Raw genomic sequence first — 15592 nt, forward strand, 5'->3', positions numbered from 1 at the left:
CAAATGCCGCAATCAGTCAGCGCGGCCCATATAGCGTTTTTCTTCGATATGGATGCGGATCTTCTCGCCAGCGGAGAGGTATTCCGGCACCTGCACAACCAGGCCGGTCGTCAGGGTAGCCGGTTTGTTGCGGGCACTGGCGGATGCGCCTTTGATGCCGGGTGCCGTTTCAACGATTTCCAGATCGACCGTCTGAGGCAGCTCCAGCGCCAGCAGTACGCCGTCCCAGGTCAGGACCTGCATATCAGGCATGCCGCCTTCAGGGATGAACAGCAGCTCTTCTTCAATCTGATCTTTGGTGAAGATGTACGGGGTGTAATCTTCTTTGTCCATGAACACGTATTCGTTGCCGTCGATGTAGGAGAAATCAACATAGCGACGGGTCAGGGTCACGGTATCGACGATATCGTCACCTTTAAAGCGCTCTTCCACCTTCAGGCCGGTACGCACATCGGCGAAACGCATTTTGTACAGCGTTGCTGCACCACGGGCGCTTGGTGCCTGAATGTCGATATCTTTCACAATCAGCAGTTTGCCGTTGTAATTCAGCACCATACCTTTCTTAATTTCGTTCGCTCTTGGCATTGCAGTAATCCTGTTTACGGGAGGTAAAAAATATCGCGCCAAATTACTCGCGCGCGGCCTTTCAGGCAAGAGGAATTCGTGGCTTTTGCTATCAATACGCAAAAGGTGTTACTGTGCGCGCGATGCCCGACTGCGCGGGCGATCGTCAGCGAAGAGAGCATTTATGGATTGCCGTCCCGATTGTGGCGCGTGCTGTACTGCACCGTCCATTTCAAGCCCCATTCCTGGAATGCCCGAGGGCAAGCCTGCCAATACCCGCTGCGTTCAGCTCTCTGAAAATAATCTTTGCAAGATCTTTGGCTCACCGTTGCGCCCGAAAGTTTGCTCCGGGCTTCAGCCCACGGCCGAAATGTGCGGCAGCACGCGCGAGGAGGCGATGACGTACCTTCTTGAGCTTGAGGCGCTCACCGCACCTTAAACGTCTTTAATCCTCGCCAGACAGCCAATCGTCAGCGTACACATCACCAGCGCAATCCAGAATACCGTGTGATAGTTCCAGATTTCTGCCACGACACCGGCCATTGAGCCCGCGATAATCCACCCCACGCGGGTGGTATTAGTATAAAGGGTGGTGGCAGAGCCTGCCTGGCCCGGCATCAAATCCTGGAAATAGAGCATGCCTATCCCCGCGAGAATGCCAATATAGATGGCGTTCAGCAGCTGTAAAGCCAGCAATAGCCCCGGCGTATGTACCGTCAGCATGCCGACATAGAACAGCAGACCGGCGATGGCGGCAATGCGCATTAAAAAACGCTTTCCGAAGCGCTTTGCGTAATAGCCCGCAATGAGCATCGTCGGGATCTCAAGCCCGGCCGCGGTGCCCATCATGATTCCCGCCAGCTTCTCCGACAGGTGCAGTTCATCAATAATAAACAGCGGCATATTGATGATATACAGGCTGTTGGTGCCCCACATCAGCGTGCAGACAACAAACAAGAGCAGGGCATCGCGGCGGTTGCGGCGCGGTGCTTCCAGCACGCCCGTTGTCACTTTCGGCTCTTTGCGCATGGACGGCAGGAAGAACCACACCAGCGCGCCGCATACCACAAACGCGACAGCGGCACTCAGGTACATCACCGTAAAGCCAAAACCCATCGCCAGCGCGTAGGCCAGCGGCGGGCCAATCACCCATGCCAGCGACACCTGAGCACGCAGGACAGAGCTGAACATCACCGCTTCACGTCCGGTATGGTCGGCGTGTTCGCGGGCAAGGGCGAACAGCTGGGGGTTCGCCGTTGAGCCAAAGCTGCTCAGGAATACCCCGACGAAGAGCAGAATGAAATAGTTGCGGTTCCAGGCAAACAGAACGCAGGCCATGACCCCCAGCAGGCAGCAGAAAACGATCAGGCTTTTACGATCGCCTTTTCTGTCGGAGCGTCCCGCCAGAAACTGGCTGACCAGGATGCCGATGATGGCGCTTCCGGTAAAAAAGAAGCCCACCATCGCCGGACGGACGTGAACCTCGTTTGTCAGAAATAGGCTCAATGTCGGCGTCTGTAACGCACCGGCAATGCCCGTGAAGAAGGCAACAATCAGGAACGCCGCTGAGGTCAAATCAAAGGGCTTAGGCGAGACGGCAGCAGGGGTATTATGCATGTTTTATAATTAGCGAGTAGCAGAGAGGGGCGGAGTGTACGCCTGCAGCTAAAAAATAAACAGTGGGTACGGTCAATAACGACACGAAAAATCAAAATGGCATTTCAACTTACACCTTCCCCGGCTGAACTTAGCTGAAACTGACTTGCTGAACTTCAGCAATATTCAGCTAAACGAAGAGGAAATGTGCTGTATCTCTAAATTCTGACATCAGAAAGACGAGTTTACTTGCAAGGCATTGCAGAAAGCGCAAGACTTTTTGAAACGTTTCAGCGCTATCTTGTTTAAACAAACGGAGCAGGCTAGCGCATTTTTTCTCATTAAAGCTGAAACGATTCAATTTCAGCAGGAGTGGAGAACCATGTTCCAGTTATCTGTTCAGGATATCCACCCGGGCGCTCAGGCCGGGGATAAAGAAGAGGCTATTCGCCAGGTTGCCGCTACGCTTGTGCAGGCGGGTAACGTCGCGGACGGCTATGTCAACGGCATGCTGGCCCGCGAGCAGCAGACCTCAACCTTCCTCGGCAATGGCATTGCCATTCCGCACGGCACAACCGACACCCGCGATCAGGTGTTGAAAACCGGCGTTAAGGTTTATCAGTTCCCGCAGGGCGTGCTTTGGGGCGACGGTCAGGTGGCCTATGTGGCTATCGGCATCGCGGCTAGCAGCGATGAACACTTAGGTCTGCTGCGTCAGCTGACGCATGTACTGAGTGATGACGCGGTGGCTGAACAGCTTAAGTCCGCCACCAAAGCGGAAGAGCTGCGCGCCTTGCTGATGGGCGAAAAACAGAGCGAAGCGCTGAAACTGGATAATGAAACGCTGACGCTGGACGTGGTTGCTTCCGATCTGGTGACGCTGCAGGCGCTGAACGCCGGTCGTCTGAAAGAAGCCGGCGCGGCGGATGCCACCTTTGTGACCCGCGTGATTAACGATAAGCCGTTGAATCTGGGTCAGGGTATCTGGCTGAACGACAGTGCTGAAGGCAACCTGCGCAGCGCTATCGCCGTGAGCCGCGCGGCCAATGCATTTGACGTAGAAGGCGAACGCGCGGCCATGCTGGTGACCGTAGCGATGGCTGATGAACAGCCGGTTTCCGTGCTGAAGCGTCTGGGCGACCTGTTGCTGAACAACAAAGCTGAAAAACTGCTGAACGCTGATGCCTCCACCGTGCTGGCACTGCTGACCAGTGATGATGTGCTGACGGATGACGTGCAAACTGCGGAGTTCGTGGTGCGTAACGAACACGGCCTGCATGCCCGTCCGGGTACCATGCTGGTGAATACCATTAAACAATTCGAGAGTGAGATCACCGTGGCGAATCTTGACGGCACGGGCAAACCGGCCAACGGCCGTAGTCTGATGAAAGTTGTCGCGCTGGGCGTGAAGAAAGGTCACCGTCTGCGTTTCACCGCGCAGGGTGCTGATGCTGAACAGGCGCTGAAAGCGATTGGCGACGCCATCGCGGCGGGTCTGGGGGAGGGCGCATAATGAGCAGACGTGTTGCGACTATTACGCTGAACCCGGCTTATGACCTGGTAGGATTTTGCCCGGAAATTGAGCGCGGCGAAGTCAACCTCGTACGTACCACTGGCCTGCATGCTGCGGGTAAAGGGATTAACGTCGCGAAAGTGCTCAAGGATCTCGGTATCGACGTCACCGTGGGTGGATTCCTCGGTAAAGATAACCAGGATGGTTTCCAGCAGCTGTTCAGCGAGCTGGGCATTGCCAACCGTTTTCAGATTGTTCAGGGCCGTACCCGCATCAACGTTAAGCTGACGGAGAAAGACGGTGAAGTGACCGACCTGAACTTCTCTGGCTTCGAAGTGACGCCGTCAGACTGGGAGCGTTTTGTTAACGATTCTCTGACCTGGCTGGGTCAGTTTGACATGGTCTGCGTCAGCGGCAGCCTGCCGTCCGGCGTGAGCCCGGAAGCGTTTACCGACTGGATGACGCGCCTGCGCAGCCAGTGCCCGTGCATCATTTTTGACAGCAGCCGTGACGCGCTGGTTGCGGGCCTGAAAGCCTCGCCGTGGCTGGTGAAGCCGAATCGCCGCGAGCTGGAAATCTGGGCGGGTCGTAAGCTGCCAGAACTAAAAGATGTGATTGACGCTGCCCATGCGCTGCGCGAGCAGGGTATCGCTCACGTGGTTATCTCGCTTGGTGCAGAAGGCGCGTTGTGGGTTAACGCGTCTGGCGAATGGATCGCCAAACCGCCGTCAATGGAAGTTGTGAGTACCGTTGGCGCAGGGGATTCAATGGTTGGCGGCCTGATTTACGGCCTGCTGATGCGTGAATCCAGTGAACATACTTTACGTCTTGCCACTGCCGTTGCTGCCCTGGCCGTAAGCCAGAGCAATGTCGGTATTACCGATCGTACCCAGTTAGCCGCGATGATGGCGCGCGTTGACTTAAAACCTTTTAACTAACAGCAGGAGAGGAATAATGAAAACGCTGCTGATCATTGACTCCGGTCTCGGACAGGCTCGCGCCTATATGGCGAAGACCTTGCTGGGAGCGGCGGCGAACAAAGCACATCTCGAGATGACTGATAACCCTGGCGATGCCGAACTGGCCATTGTACTGGGCGACAAAATCCCGGCTGACAGTGCGCTGAACGGCAAAAAAGTGTGGCTGGGCGATATTAATCGCGCGGTGGCTCATCCGGAACTGTTCCTGAGCGAAGCGAAAGGTCACGCGTCTGTTTACAGCGCGCCCGTCGCGACGGCACCGGCTGCGGCCACGGGCCCGAAACGCATTGTTGCGGTGACGGCCTGTCCGACGGGCGTGGCTCACACCTTTATGGCGGCTGAAGCCATTGAAACCGAAGCGAAAAAACGCGGCTGGTGGGTTAAAGTTGAAACGCGCGGCTCCGTCGGTGCCGGCAACGCTATCACCCCTGAAGAAGTGGCTGAGGCCGATCTGGTGATTGTGGCGGCGGATATCGAAGTGGACCTGGCGAAATTTGCCGGTAAGCCAATGTACCGCACGTCTACCGGCCTGGCGCTGAAAAAGACCGCGCAGGAGTTTGATAAAGCGCTGGTGGAAGCGAAGCCGTATCAGGCAACTGGCGCGCGCCAGACCGCGACGGAAGGTAAGAAAGAGTCCGCAGGCGCCTATCGTCACCTGCTGACCGGCGTGTCTTACATGCTGCCGATGGTGGTTGCGGGTGGTCTGTGTATCGCGCTCTCGTTCGCATTTGGTATTACCGCGTTTAAAGAGCAAGGCACGCTGGCCGCTGCGTTAATGCAGATTGGTGGCGGTTCCGCATTCGCACTGATGGTACCCGTCCTGGCAGGCTTTATTGCTTTCTCCATCGCCGATCGTCCTGGCCTCACGCCGGGTCTTATCGGCGGTATGCTGGCCGTAAGCACCGGTTCCGGCTTTATCGGCGGTATTATCGCGGGCTTCCTGGCCGGTTACGTCGCGAAGCTCATCAGCTCGAAGCTCAAGCTGCCGCAGAGTATGGAAGCGCTGAAGCCGATCCTGATCATTCCGCTGATTTCCAGCCTGGTGGTCGGTCTGGCGATGATTTACCTGATTGGTAAGCCGGTTGCAGGCATCCTGGCGGGTCTGACCCACTGGCTGCAAACTATGGGTACCGCGAACGCGGTTCTGCTGGGGGCAATTCTCGGCGGCATGATGTGTACCGACATGGGTGGTCCGGTAAACAAAGCGGCATACGCCTTTGGTGTTGGCCTGCTGAGTACCCAGACCTACGCGCCAATGGCAGCGATCATGGCGGCAGGTATGGTTCCACCACTGGCGCTCGGCCTGGCGACGATTATTGCCCGTCGTAAGTTCGATAAAGCGCAGCAGGAAGGCGGTAAAGCCGCGCTGGTGCTGGGTCTGTGCTTCATCACCGAAGGCGCGATTCCGTTCGCGGCCCGTGACCCAATGCGTGTACTGCCGTGCTGTATCGCGGGTGGTGCAGTGACCGGGGCGATCTCCATGGCGATTGGCGCGAAGCTGATGGCACCACACGGCGGTCTGTTTGTTCTGCTGATCCCTGGCGCCATCACGCCGGTACTGGGCTACCTGCTGGCCATCGTCGCCGGTACGCTGGTGGCGGGTCTCTCTTACGCGGTGCTGAAACGTCCGGAAGCGGAAGTTGTGGCAAAAGCAGCGTAAGCGATAAATAATAAAAAAGCCGGGTCGCATTATGCACCCGGCTTTTTTTATGCCGCCTGTTCAGCAGTTTGCTGAGCCTTCAGCCAGGCAATCTCTTCTGCCCAGATATCCGGATTAATGGTTTCAAGCACCATCGGAATACCGTCGAAGCGGGCGTCCTGCATGATAAAGCGAAATGCATCGTGGCCAATGTTGCCTTCGCCCAGGCTGTGGTGGCGGTCAACGCGGCTGCCAAAGGCGCTTTTCGCATCGTTTAAGTGCATTCCGCGCAGGTACTTAAAGCCAACAACGCGCTCGAACTCATCAAACGTGTTTTTCGTTGCCTCGGTGGTGCGAAGGTCATAACCGGCGGCAAACGCGTGGCAGGTATCAATGCACACGCCGACGCGGGATTTATCCTCCACGCCGTCGATAATCGCCGCCAGATGTTCGAACTTAAAGCCGAGGTTGCTGCCCTGACCGGCGGTATTCTCAATCACCGCGGTGACGCCTTTGGTCTTGTCCAGCGTGATGTTGATGGATTCGGCAATGCGCGCGAGGCAGGCATCTTCATCGATCTGCATCAGATGGCTGCCTGGATGGAAGTTCAGCAGCGTCAGCCCAAGCTGCTCACAGCGCTGAACTTCATCAAGAAACGCCTCGCGGGATTTTTCCAGCGCCTCTTCAACCGGGTGCCCGAGGTTAATAAGATAGCTGTCGTGGGGAAGGATCTGGCCTGGCCCGTAGTGGTACTTCTCACAGGCAGCTTTGAAATCGTCAATCACCTCGGCGGTGAGCGGGGCGGCGCGCCACTGGCGCTGATTTTTGGTGAACAGGGCGAAAGCGGTCGCCTCAATTTCGGCGGCACGAATGGCGGCATTCGCAAGGCCACCTGCAGCGCTGACGTGCGCTCCAACATATTTCATAAAGGGACTCCTGTTAACCCGAAATGCCTATGATAGCGGGTTAACAGGAGAAGGATGTAGTGGTTTATGCCATCAGGCTATGGACCGCGAGGTTAATCGCGCCGCCGCCGACAATCAGCCAGATGAAGAGTACCAGCGCCATCAGCAGCGGTTTCGCACCGGCTTTTTTCAGCGCGCTGACGTGTGTGGTCACCCCCAGGGCCGCCATGGCCATCGCCAGCAGTACGGTATCCAGCGTCACCAGCATATCCACTACCGATTTGGGCAGCAGGTGGAAGGAGTTAAAGATAGCGACCACGATAAACAGGATCGCAAACCATGGAATGGTGATTTTACTTTTCTGATTACTGTCCGCCGGTGCCAGCTGTTTAACCCGTGCAGCAAGGAAAATCAGGAACGGCGCCAGCATCATCACGCGCAGCATTTTGGCAATCACCGCTGCGTTTTCGGCTTCAGGGTTAATAGCATGTCCTGCCGCCACCACCTGGGCCACTTCGTGCATGGTCGAACCGATATAGATGCCGTAGGTTTCCGGGCTAAACCAGTGGGCAACCAGCGGATACATGGCCGGGTAGAGGAAAATCGCCAGCGTACCGAAGATCACCACCGTCGCTACCGCCACCGTCACCTTGCTGGCTTCGGCTTTAACGACGGGTTCCGTTGCCAGCACCGCCGCGGCCCCACAGATACTGCTCCCGGCACCGATCAGCCAGCTGGTTTGCCTGTCCAGGCCAAACACTTTCTGACCGATAAAGCAGGCCAGTAAAAAGGTGCTGGTCAGGGTCAGGACGTCTATGGCGATCCCGCTCACGCCCACATCCGCAATTTGCGAGAAGGTGAGACGGAAGCCGTAAAGAATGATCCCAAGACGCAGCAGGTGCTGTTTGGCAAAAATCACGCCGCCGTCGCAGGATTTCCAGATATGTGGATAAACGGTGTTACCCACGACCATGCCCAGCAAAATGGCCAGCGTCAGCGCGCTGAAACCTGCGCCTGCGATGGCCGGGATGCTGCCGCCCCATAGCGCGACGGCGGTTACTGCGGCGCTGAGCGCTAGACCCGGCACGAAGTGCCACACTGTACGATGATGTTGTAAGGTGATTTCTGACATAACCTTCTCCTTTGTCTGGCTAAAGGTTACGGCGCTCTGGCTTAAAAATAAAATTGATTATATACTTATAATCAATCTATATAAGTGGTAAGCAACCATGCACATTACTCTGCGTCAGCTGGAAGTGTTTGCCGAGGTGCTGAAAAGCGGCTCGACGACCCAGGCGTCACAAATGCTGGCGCTCTCGCAGTCTGCGGTCAGCGCGGCGTTAACCGATCTTGAAGGACAGCTGGGCGTTCAGCTTTTTGACAGGGTAGGGAAGCGTCTGGTGGTCAACGAGCACGGTCGTCTTCTTTATCCACGCGCGCTGGCGCTGCTGGAGCAGGCTATCGAAATCGAGCAGCTGTTCCGCGAAGACAATGGCGCGATCCGCGTCTACGCCAGCAGCACCATCGGGAACTACATCCTGCCGGAAGTGATTGCCCGCTACCGCCGGGATTTCCCGACCCTGCCGCTGGAGATGAGCGTGGGGAACAGCCAGGACGTCATCAACGCGGTGATCGACTTCCGGGTGGATATCGGCCTCATCGAAGGACCCTGCCATAACGTCGATATTATTGCCGAGCCCTGGCTGGAAGATGAGCTGGTGGTGTTTGCCTCCCCGGCCTCGTCGTTATTGCAGGGCGAGGTGACGCTGGAACGCCTGGCGCAGGCGCAGTGGATCCTGCGCGAGCAGGGCTCCGGCACGCGTGAAATTGTCGATTATCTGCTGCTTTCTCATTTGCCGCATTTCCAGTTAGGGATGGAGCTGGGGAACTCTGAGGCCATCAAGCACGCGGTGCGCCACGGGCTCGGCATCAGCTGTCTTTCCCGGCGCGTTATTGCCGAACAGCTGGAAACCGGATCGCTGGTTGAAATCCCCATCCCGCTCCCGAAACTGGTGCGCACGCTGTGGTGCATTCATCATCGTCAGAAACACCTTTCCAGCTCGCTGCAGCGTTTTCTGCGCTATTGCGAGATGTGAAATCGCCCATTACCTGGCCCTCTCCCCAAAGAGGAGAGGGAAAAATTATGCTTTACTTATAATCCTGGCCCAGTCATGAAGCTCTCTTATAACTGAGTATTTCTGCCGGAAGGAACGCGGATCGTCTGCTACAATCGCGCCTCATTTATTAAATGGACAGCATTTTCATATGGTTTCAGAAATTAAAACCACAGAAGCGCCCACGCTACGTCGTGAACTTAAGGCGCGTCACCTGACGATGATCGCCATTGGCGGCTCAATCGGTACAGGTCTTTTCGTTGCCTCTGGCGCAACGATTTCGGCAGCAGGCCCGGGTGGGGCACTTTTCTCTTATATCCTGATTGGCCTGATGGTGTACTTCCTGATGACCAGTCTTGGCGAACTGGCCGCGTACATGCCGGTATCCGGTTCGTTCTCGACCTACGGTCAAAAATACGTTGAAGAAGGCTTTGGCTTCGCGCTGGGCTGGAACTACTGGTACAACTGGGCGGTCACTATCGCCGTTGACCTCGTTGCCGCACAGCTGGTGATGAACTGGTGGTTCCCGGATACGCCGGGCTGGATCTGGAGCGCCCTGTTCCTCGCCGTTATCTTCCTGCTGAACTACATTTCCGTGCGCGGTTTCGGCGAAGCGGAATACTGGTTCTCTTTGATCAAAGTGGCAACCGTCATCATCTTTATCGTCGTCGGTGTGGCGATGATCGTTGGTATTTTCAAGGGCGCTGAACCTGCGGGCTGGAGTAACTGGACGATAGGCGATGCGCCGTTTGCCGGTGGACTGTCGGCAATGATTGGCGTGGCAATGATTGTCGGCTTCTCCTTCCAGGGGACCGAGCTGATTGGCATCGCGGCCGGTGAGTCAGAAAACCCGGAGAAGAATATTCCGCGCGCGGTTCGTCAGGTCTTCTGGCGTATCCTGCTGTTCTATGTGTTCGCTATCCTGATTATCAGCCTGATCATCCCGTACACCGATCCAAGCCTGCTGCGTAATGACGTTAAAGACATTAGCGTCAGTCCGTTCACGCTGGTCTTCCAGCACGCCGGCCTGCTTTCAGCTGCGGCAGTGATGAATGCCGTTATCCTGACCGCTGTGCTTTCAGCCGGTAACTCCGGGATGTACGCGTCCACCCGTATGCTCTATACGCTGGCATGCGACGGTAAAGCGCCGCGTATTTTCGCAAAACTTTCCCGTGGCGGCGTACCGCGTAACGCGCTGTATGCCACAACGGTCATTGCCGGTCTGTGCTTCCTGACCTCCATGTTTGGCAACCAGACGGTGTACCTGTGGCTGCTTAACACCTCCGGGATGACGGGCTTTATTGCCTGGCTTGGGATTGCCATTAGCCACTACCGTTTCCGCCGTGGCTACGTCAAACAGGGTTATGACGTTAACCAACTGCCGTATCGCTCAGGGTTCTTCCCGCTGGGTCCCATTTTCGCCTTCATTCTGTGCCTGATCATTACCCTGGGACAGAACTATGAAGCGTTCCTGGCGGACACCATTGACTGGGGCGCCGTCACGGCGACCTACATTGGTATTCCGCTGTTCCTCGTCATCTGGTTTGGTTACAAGCTGACGAAAGGAACACACTTCGTTCGCTATAGTGAAATGGAATTCCCGGAACGATTTAAACAATAACCGCACTCCCTCTCTTTTAACCCGCTCATTCGAGCGGGTTTTTTTATTCCCGAACGCTGAAAACAAAGATATATTTTTTAACAATTTAATTGATAATAATTATCGTTTGCTTTATCGTTATCAAAAATAAGCGTGTCACCGACCCACCGCAGATGTGGGCGGCAGGGAAGACGCTGTGAGCAATAATGATTTGATTTAGTTGTATTTACCTCATGGAGATATGGAATGTTTAGGTTGAATCCCTTCGTCAGGGGAGGACTGTGCGCGTCTGCAATGTCCCTGGCCCTGCCTGTTATCGCAGCGGAATCCGGCGACACAATGGTTGTAACGGCCTCCGCGACCGAGCAAAACCTGAAAGACGCCCCGGCAAGCATCAGCGTAATTACCCAGGAGGATTTGCAGCGCAAACCCGTTCAGAATCTGAAAGATGTGTTACGGGAGGTACCGGGCGTGCAGCTCACGAGCGAAGGGGACAACCGTAAAGGGGTAAGTATTCGCGGACTGGACAGCAGCTACACGCTGATCCTGATCGACGGCAAGCGCGTCAACTCGCGTAACGCGGTGTTCCGCCATAATGATTTCGACCTCAACTGGGTGCCGGTTGACGCCATCGAACGAATCGAAGTGGTGCGCGGACCGATGTCTTCTTTGTACGGTTCCGATGCCCTGGGCGGCGTGGTGAACATTATCACCAAAAAAATCGGCCAGAAATGGACGGGCACCCTGAGCGCCGACTCCACGGTTCAGGAACACCGCGACCGTGGAGACACCTACAACGGTCAGTTCTATACCAGCGGTCCGCTGGTGGACGGCCTGCTGGGGCTGAAAGCCTACGGTAGCCTCGCGAAGCGCGAGAAAGACGGTCAGCAGAAATCTTCTACCACGGCGAGCGGTGAAACACCGCGCATTGAGGGCTTCACCAGCCGCGATGCGAATGTGGAATTCGCCTGGACGCCGTCTGAAAATCACGACTTTACGGCGGGCTACGGTTTCGATCGTCAGGATCGTGACTCGGATTCCCTCGACAAAAACCGCCTTGAGCGACAGAACTACTCGCTTAGCCACAACGGCCGTTGGGGCGTCGGCAATAGCGAGCTGAAGGTTTACGGCGAAAAGGTGGATAACAAAAACCCGGGCAACAGCAATCCGATCACGTCCGAAAGCAACGCGGTGGACGGGAAATACGTGCTGCCGCTGGGCGAAATCAACCAGCTACTGACCTTCGGCGGCGAATGGCGTCACGATAAGCTGAAGGATCCGGTCAACCTGACGGGCGGTTCGAGCAGCAGTACGTCGACAAGCCAGTATGCCCTGTTCCTGGAAGATGAGTGGCGTCTCTTTGAACCTCTGGCACTGACCACCGGCATCCGTATGGACGACCATGATACCTACGGCGACCACTGGAGCCCGGGCGCCTATCTGGTCTACAACGCGACCGATACCGTAACGGTGAAAGGGGGCTGGGCTACCGCGTTTAAAGCGCCGTCTCTGCTGCAGCTGAGCCCAGACTGGGTTACCGGCTCGTGCCGCGGTGCCTGTGAGATTGTTGGTAACCCGGACCTGAAGCCGGAAACCAGCGAGAGCTTTGAATTCGGTCTGTACTACAGTGGAGAAGAGGGCTGGTTAGAGGGCGTGCAGGCCAGCGTCACCACCTTCCAGAATAATGTGGATGACCGTATCAGCATCAGCCGTACGGCCAATGCGAAACAGGCCCAGGGCTACACTAACTACGTTGGCCTGAATGCGGACGGTGAACCGATTTTCCGCTACTACAACGTTAACAAGGCGCGCATCCGCGGGGTGGAGACCGAGCTGAAACTCCCGCTGGCGGACGACTGGAAACTGACGCTGAACTACACCTATAACGACGGTCGCGATATCAGCAACGGAGGCAACAAGCCGCTGTCCGATCTGCCGTTCCACACGGCTAACGGTACCGTTGACTGGAAGGCGACGCAGGACTGGTCGTTCTATGTTCAGGGCAACTACACCGGTGAGAAACGCGCGCTAACCAGCAGCGCTCCAACGCCGGGTGGCTATGTCATCTGGAATACCGGCGCCGCGTGGCAGGCGACGAAAAGCGTGAAGCTGCGTGCGGGCGTGCAGAACCTGCTGGACAAAGATCTGAGCCGCGACGATTACAGCTACACGGAAGATGGCCGTCGCTACTTTGTCGGCGTGGATTATAAGTTCTGATGTAGCCTGGATGCCCGGTGGCGCTTCGCTTACCGGGCCTACAAAATCCACGAATGTAGGCCGGGTAAGGCGAGGCCGCAACCCGGCAATCGGCTGCACTTAGCCGAATAAATGCTCCGCATGGAAGCGGAGATGATCCTCAATAAAGGACGCGATAAAATAATAGCTGTGGTCGTATCCCGGCTGGATGCGCAGCGTCAGCGGCCAGTCTTTCTGGCGTGCCGCTTCTGCCAGCACCGCAGGCTGCAGCTGACCGGCGAGGAACTGGTCCGCATCGCCCTGATCGATAAGCATCGGGATCGCATTTGCTGAGCTGCTGGCCAGCATCAGCGCACTGCTATCCCATTCCAGCCATTTCGCTTCATCTTCACCCAGATAGTTCGTGAAGGCTTTCTGCCCCCACGGCACCTGCGTTGGGTTCACAATCGGCGCAAAGGCCGACGCGCTGACGTATTTCCCCGGATTTTTCAGCGCCATGATGAGCGCCCCGTGTCCGCCCATCGAGTGGCCGCTGATCGCGCAGCGCTCGCCAACCGCAAATTGCGACTGCACCAGCGCAGGAAGTTCATCACGAATGTAATCATACATGCGGTAGTGGCGCGCCCAGGGCTGCTCGGTCGCATTGAGATAAAACCCGGCGCCTCTGCCCAGATCGTATCCCGCATCGTCGGCCACATCATCGCCGCGCGGGCTGGTGTCAGGCATCACCAGTGCAATACCCAGCTCGGCAGCAATACGCTGCGCCCCCGCTTTGGTGGTGAAGTTTTCGTCATTGCAGGTCAAGCCTGAAAGCCAGAACAGAACCGGCGGATTTTCCGTCGGCGGCAGGAAAATGCTGAACGTCATCGCACAGTTCAGGACGGTGGAGTCATGCCGCCAGCGCTGCTGTCGACCTTCAAAACAACGGTGCTCTTCGAGCAGTTCCATGCAGGGCTCCTTAATGAGAATGCGTATTCATAAAAACCATAATACAGCCTTTTCATTGACCTGTGAGCAACTTTCACTTTCGCCTGACGGCCAGATGCTGCATCATAAATTTACTTTTCTTTAACAATTGGAGCGGTCATGGCGCTGCGTATTGCGCTCAGTGGGTTTGTCGTTCTGGTGGTGGCGATGGGAATAGGGCGCTTTGCCTTTACGCCTCAGGTGCCGCTGATGATTGCTGCCGGGCAGCTTACGCTGACCAGCGCGGGTCTGGTAGCGGCGATGAACTATCTGGGCTATCTGGTGGGCGCATGGGATGCCATGCGCGCGCACCGCTTTGTGGAAGCGCGCCTCTGGCTTGGCATCACCGGCGCGGTGGCGCTGACGCTGCTCTCCGCGGCGGCGGATAACGCCGTCGTACACGGCCTGCTGCGTTTTGTGATTGGCTGCATGAGCGGCTGGTCGATGGTACTGATTGCCGCCTGGACTAACGAACGGCTTGGGCAGTTGGGTAAACCGGGCCTGAGCGCTGCCGTATTTGCCGGACCGGGGGCGGGCATTGCCCTGAGCGGGCTGCTCGCCGTCTATATCCAGGCGAAGTCCCTGTCGGCCGGGGCGGCATGGCAAATCTACGGCGTGCTGGCGCTGGTGCTGATTGCACTGGTGGCGCGTTACCTGCCGCGATCCGGTCAGCTCCATCGACCGGGCACAGCACCAGAGCCGCTGGTGCTGACGGCGGATTTAAAACGTCTGGTCTGGAGCTACAGTCTGGCTGGCTTTGGATATATCCTCCCCGCGACCTTCCTTTCGCAAATGGCGGCGGTGCGTTTTCCCGGCAGCTTGTTTGCGCAGTTCGTCTGGCCGATTTTTGGTATCGCCGCCGTGGTGGGGATAGCGCTCAGTATTCTTTTACGCCATACCTCAACGGCTAACCGCAGGCTGGCTATAGTCCTGTGGTTACAGGGGGCGGGCGTGCTGGCGGCCTGGCTGCTGCCGGGGATTGGCGGGTTGCTGACGGGTGGGCTGCTGGTGGGCGGCGGCTTTTTGTGTGCCGTGCAGCTCTCTCTTTTATACGGTCGCGAGCTGGCGCCAAACCACACGCGCTATATGGCAGGCCTGCTCACCACCGGGTATGCGATTGGTCAGTTGATTGGGCCGGTCACCTCGGCGTTATCAACCTGGCTTACCCACCGGCTGGAGCCCGCGCTTGGCCTGGCGGGTATGGCGCTGTTCGTTGGAGGAGCGCTGGTCTGGAATCGTCACGCTGAAAGGCAACAGCAATTGCAATAATTATCGTCGTGAATACTGGATTATGTGCGTCGCCTCACGCACAATGAGCGCATACTTTTGCCACAACGAGGGCAAAAGACGCCACACCTGCAGGAGAACAAAATGTCATCACTCAGTAAAGAAGCTGCCCTGGTCCATGAAGCCCTGGTTGCGCGCGGTCTTGAAACGCCACTGCGTCCGCCCGTACAGGATTTGGACAATGAAACCCGCAAGCGTCTGATTGCCGGTCATATGACCGAAATCATGGAGC

Annotated in this window: 13 protein-coding genes and 1 pseudogene; 9 read left to right on the forward strand and 5 right to left on the reverse strand. The window is 56.7% G+C overall.

Translation table 11 applies throughout. From position 1 onward, the window contains the following. Nucleotides 1-12: 12 nt before the first annotated feature. Entirely contained in the window at nucleotides 13-585 is a 573-nt protein-coding gene (yeiP, locus tag ACWYRJ_RS01450) for an elongation factor P-like protein YeiP (RefSeq protein ID WP_008500940.1), read from the reverse strand. 163 nt (nucleotides 586-748) lie between these two features. Here yeiP and ACWYRJ_RS01455 point away from each other — a divergent pair, with 163 nt between their 5' ends. Then, a complete protein-coding gene (locus ACWYRJ_RS01455) occupies nucleotides 749-1003 on the forward strand; it encodes a YkgJ family cysteine cluster protein (protein WP_223579984.1) in 255 nt (84 codons plus the stop codon). On the opposite strand, the gene setB is transcribed toward ACWYRJ_RS01455, so the two are convergent. Beyond that, entirely contained in the window at nucleotides 1000-2181 is a 1182-nt protein-coding gene (gene setB / locus ACWYRJ_RS01460) for a sugar efflux transporter SetB (protein WP_223579981.1), read from the reverse strand. The genes ACWYRJ_RS01455 and setB overlap by 4 nt on opposite strands. A gap of 361 nt (nucleotides 2182-2542) precedes the next feature. On the opposite strand from setB, the gene fruB reads away from it, so the two are divergent. Genes fruB through fruA form a run of 3 tightly spaced genes read left to right on the forward strand, consistent with a single transcriptional unit; the run spans nucleotide 2543 to nucleotide 6313 of the window. Next, entirely contained in the window at nucleotides 2543-3673 is a 1131-nt protein-coding gene (gene fruB / locus ACWYRJ_RS01465) for a fused PTS fructose transporter subunit IIA/HPr protein (protein WP_455507289.1), read from the forward strand. After that, nucleotides 3673-4611: a 1-phosphofructokinase gene (gene fruK / locus ACWYRJ_RS01470; RefSeq protein ID WP_023312480.1), complete on the forward strand. Its 939-nt coding sequence runs from the start codon at nucleotides 3673-3675 to the stop codon at nucleotides 4609-4611. Before fruB ends, fruK begins: the two co-directional genes overlap by 1 nt. A gap of 16 nt (nucleotides 4612-4627) precedes the next feature. Further along, the gene (gene fruA / locus ACWYRJ_RS01475) at nucleotides 4628-6313 is read left to right on the forward strand and encodes a PTS fructose transporter subunit IIBC (RefSeq protein ID WP_127731692.1); all 1686 of its coding nucleotides are present in this window, start codon (nucleotides 4628-4630) and stop codon (nucleotides 6311-6313) included. A 47-nt stretch (nucleotides 6314-6360) separates the two neighbouring features. Here fruA and nfo read toward each other — a convergent pair whose 3' ends face one another. Both nfo and ACWYRJ_RS01485 read right to left on the reverse strand, forming a co-directional pair. Next, the gene (gene nfo / locus ACWYRJ_RS01480) at nucleotides 6361-7218 is read right to left on the reverse strand and encodes a deoxyribonuclease IV (RefSeq protein WP_127731690.1); all 858 of its coding nucleotides are present in this window, start codon (nucleotides 7216-7218) and stop codon (nucleotides 6361-6363) included. 64 nt (nucleotides 7219-7282) lie between these two features. Continuing rightward, a complete protein-coding gene (locus tag ACWYRJ_RS01485; RefSeq protein WP_143345329.1) occupies nucleotides 7283-8329 on the reverse strand; it encodes a YeiH family protein in 1047 nt (348 codons plus the stop codon). Nucleotides 8330-8426: 97 nt separating this feature from the next. On the opposite strand from ACWYRJ_RS01485, the gene yieE reads away from it, so the two are divergent. The 3 genes from yieE to cirA all read left to right on the forward strand — a co-directional run bounded on the left by yieE (nucleotide 8427) and on the right by cirA (nucleotide 13128). Next, a complete protein-coding gene (yieE, locus tag ACWYRJ_RS01490) occupies nucleotides 8427-9293 on the forward strand; it encodes a DNA-binding transcriptional regulator YeiE (RefSeq protein ID WP_047346566.1) in 867 nt (288 codons plus the stop codon). A gap of 169 nt (nucleotides 9294-9462) precedes the next feature. Next, complete coding sequence (locus ACWYRJ_RS01495; RefSeq protein ID WP_008500931.1) at nucleotides 9463-10932, forward strand: amino acid permease; 1470 nt, start codon at nucleotides 9463-9465, stop codon at nucleotides 10930-10932. A gap of 225 nt (nucleotides 10933-11157) precedes the next feature. Next, nucleotides 11158-13128, forward strand: coding sequence for a catecholate siderophore receptor CirA (gene cirA / locus ACWYRJ_RS01500; protein ID WP_455507290.1), 1971 nt, complete (start codon nucleotides 11158-11160; stop codon nucleotides 13126-13128). Nucleotides 13129-13227: 99 nt separating this feature from the next. Here the strand turns inward: cirA and fghA are convergent, their stop codons facing one another. After that, complete coding sequence (gene fghA / locus ACWYRJ_RS01505) at nucleotides 13228-14055, reverse strand: S-formylglutathione hydrolase (RefSeq protein ID WP_455507291.1); 828 nt, start codon at nucleotides 14053-14055, stop codon at nucleotides 13228-13230. A gap of 138 nt (nucleotides 14056-14193) precedes the next feature. Between fghA and ACWYRJ_RS01510 the strand changes: the two genes are divergently transcribed. Together ACWYRJ_RS01510 and folE are read left to right on the forward strand one after the other, a co-directional pair. Then, on the forward strand, nucleotides 14194-15342 hold the full coding sequence (locus ACWYRJ_RS01510; protein WP_455507292.1) for a YbfB/YjiJ family MFS transporter: 1149 nt from the start codon (nucleotides 14194-14196) through the stop codon (nucleotides 15340-15342). A 102-nt stretch (nucleotides 15343-15444) separates the two neighbouring features. Then, nucleotides 15445-15592 (forward strand): annotated as a pseudogene (folE, locus tag ACWYRJ_RS01515) (GTP cyclohydrolase I FolE); the annotation flags it as partial.

The sequence above is a fragment of the Enterobacter sp. genome (genome assembly GCF_977039595.1).

Bases quoted from the DNA above. Each gene is read 5' to 3' on its own strand.
- cirA (WP_455507290.1), top strand. From the start codon at position 11,158: ATGTTTAGGTTGAATCCCTTCGTCAGGGGAGGACTGTGCGCGTCTGCA.
- nfo (WP_127731690.1), bottom strand. From the start codon at position 7,218: ATGAAATATGTTGGAGCGCACGTCAGCGCTGCAGGTGGCCTTGCGAAT.
- fruA (WP_127731692.1), top strand. From the start codon at position 4,628: ATGAAAACGCTGCTGATCATTGACTCCGGTCTCGGACAGGCTCGCGCC.
- fruK (WP_023312480.1), top strand. From the start codon at position 3,673: ATGAGCAGACGTGTTGCGACTATTACGCTGAACCCGGCTTATGACCTG.
- ACWYRJ_RS01510 (WP_455507292.1), top strand. From the start codon at position 14,194: ATGGCGCTGCGTATTGCGCTCAGTGGGTTTGTCGTTCTGGTGGTGGCG.
- fruB (WP_455507289.1), top strand. From the start codon at position 2,543: ATGTTCCAGTTATCTGTTCAGGATATCCACCCGGGCGCTCAGGCCGGG.
- setB (WP_223579981.1), bottom strand. From the start codon at position 2,181: ATGCATAATACCCCTGCTGCCGTCTCGCCTAAGCCCTTTGATTTGACC.
- yieE (WP_047346566.1), top strand. From the start codon at position 8,427: ATGCACATTACTCTGCGTCAGCTGGAAGTGTTTGCCGAGGTGCTGAAA.
- ACWYRJ_RS01485 (WP_143345329.1), bottom strand. From the start codon at position 8,329: ATGTCAGAAATCACCTTACAACATCATCGTACAGTGTGGCACTTCGTG.
- ACWYRJ_RS01455 (WP_223579984.1), top strand. From the start codon at position 749: ATGGATTGCCGTCCCGATTGTGGCGCGTGCTGTACTGCACCGTCCATT.
- ACWYRJ_RS01495 (WP_008500931.1), top strand. From the start codon at position 9,463: ATGGTTTCAGAAATTAAAACCACAGAAGCGCCCACGCTACGTCGTGAA.
- yeiP (WP_008500940.1), bottom strand. From the start codon at position 585: ATGCCAAGAGCGAACGAAATTAAGAAAGGTATGGTGCTGAATTACAAC.
- fghA (WP_455507291.1), bottom strand. From the start codon at position 14,055: ATGGAACTGCTCGAAGAGCACCGTTGTTTTGAAGGTCGACAGCAGCGC.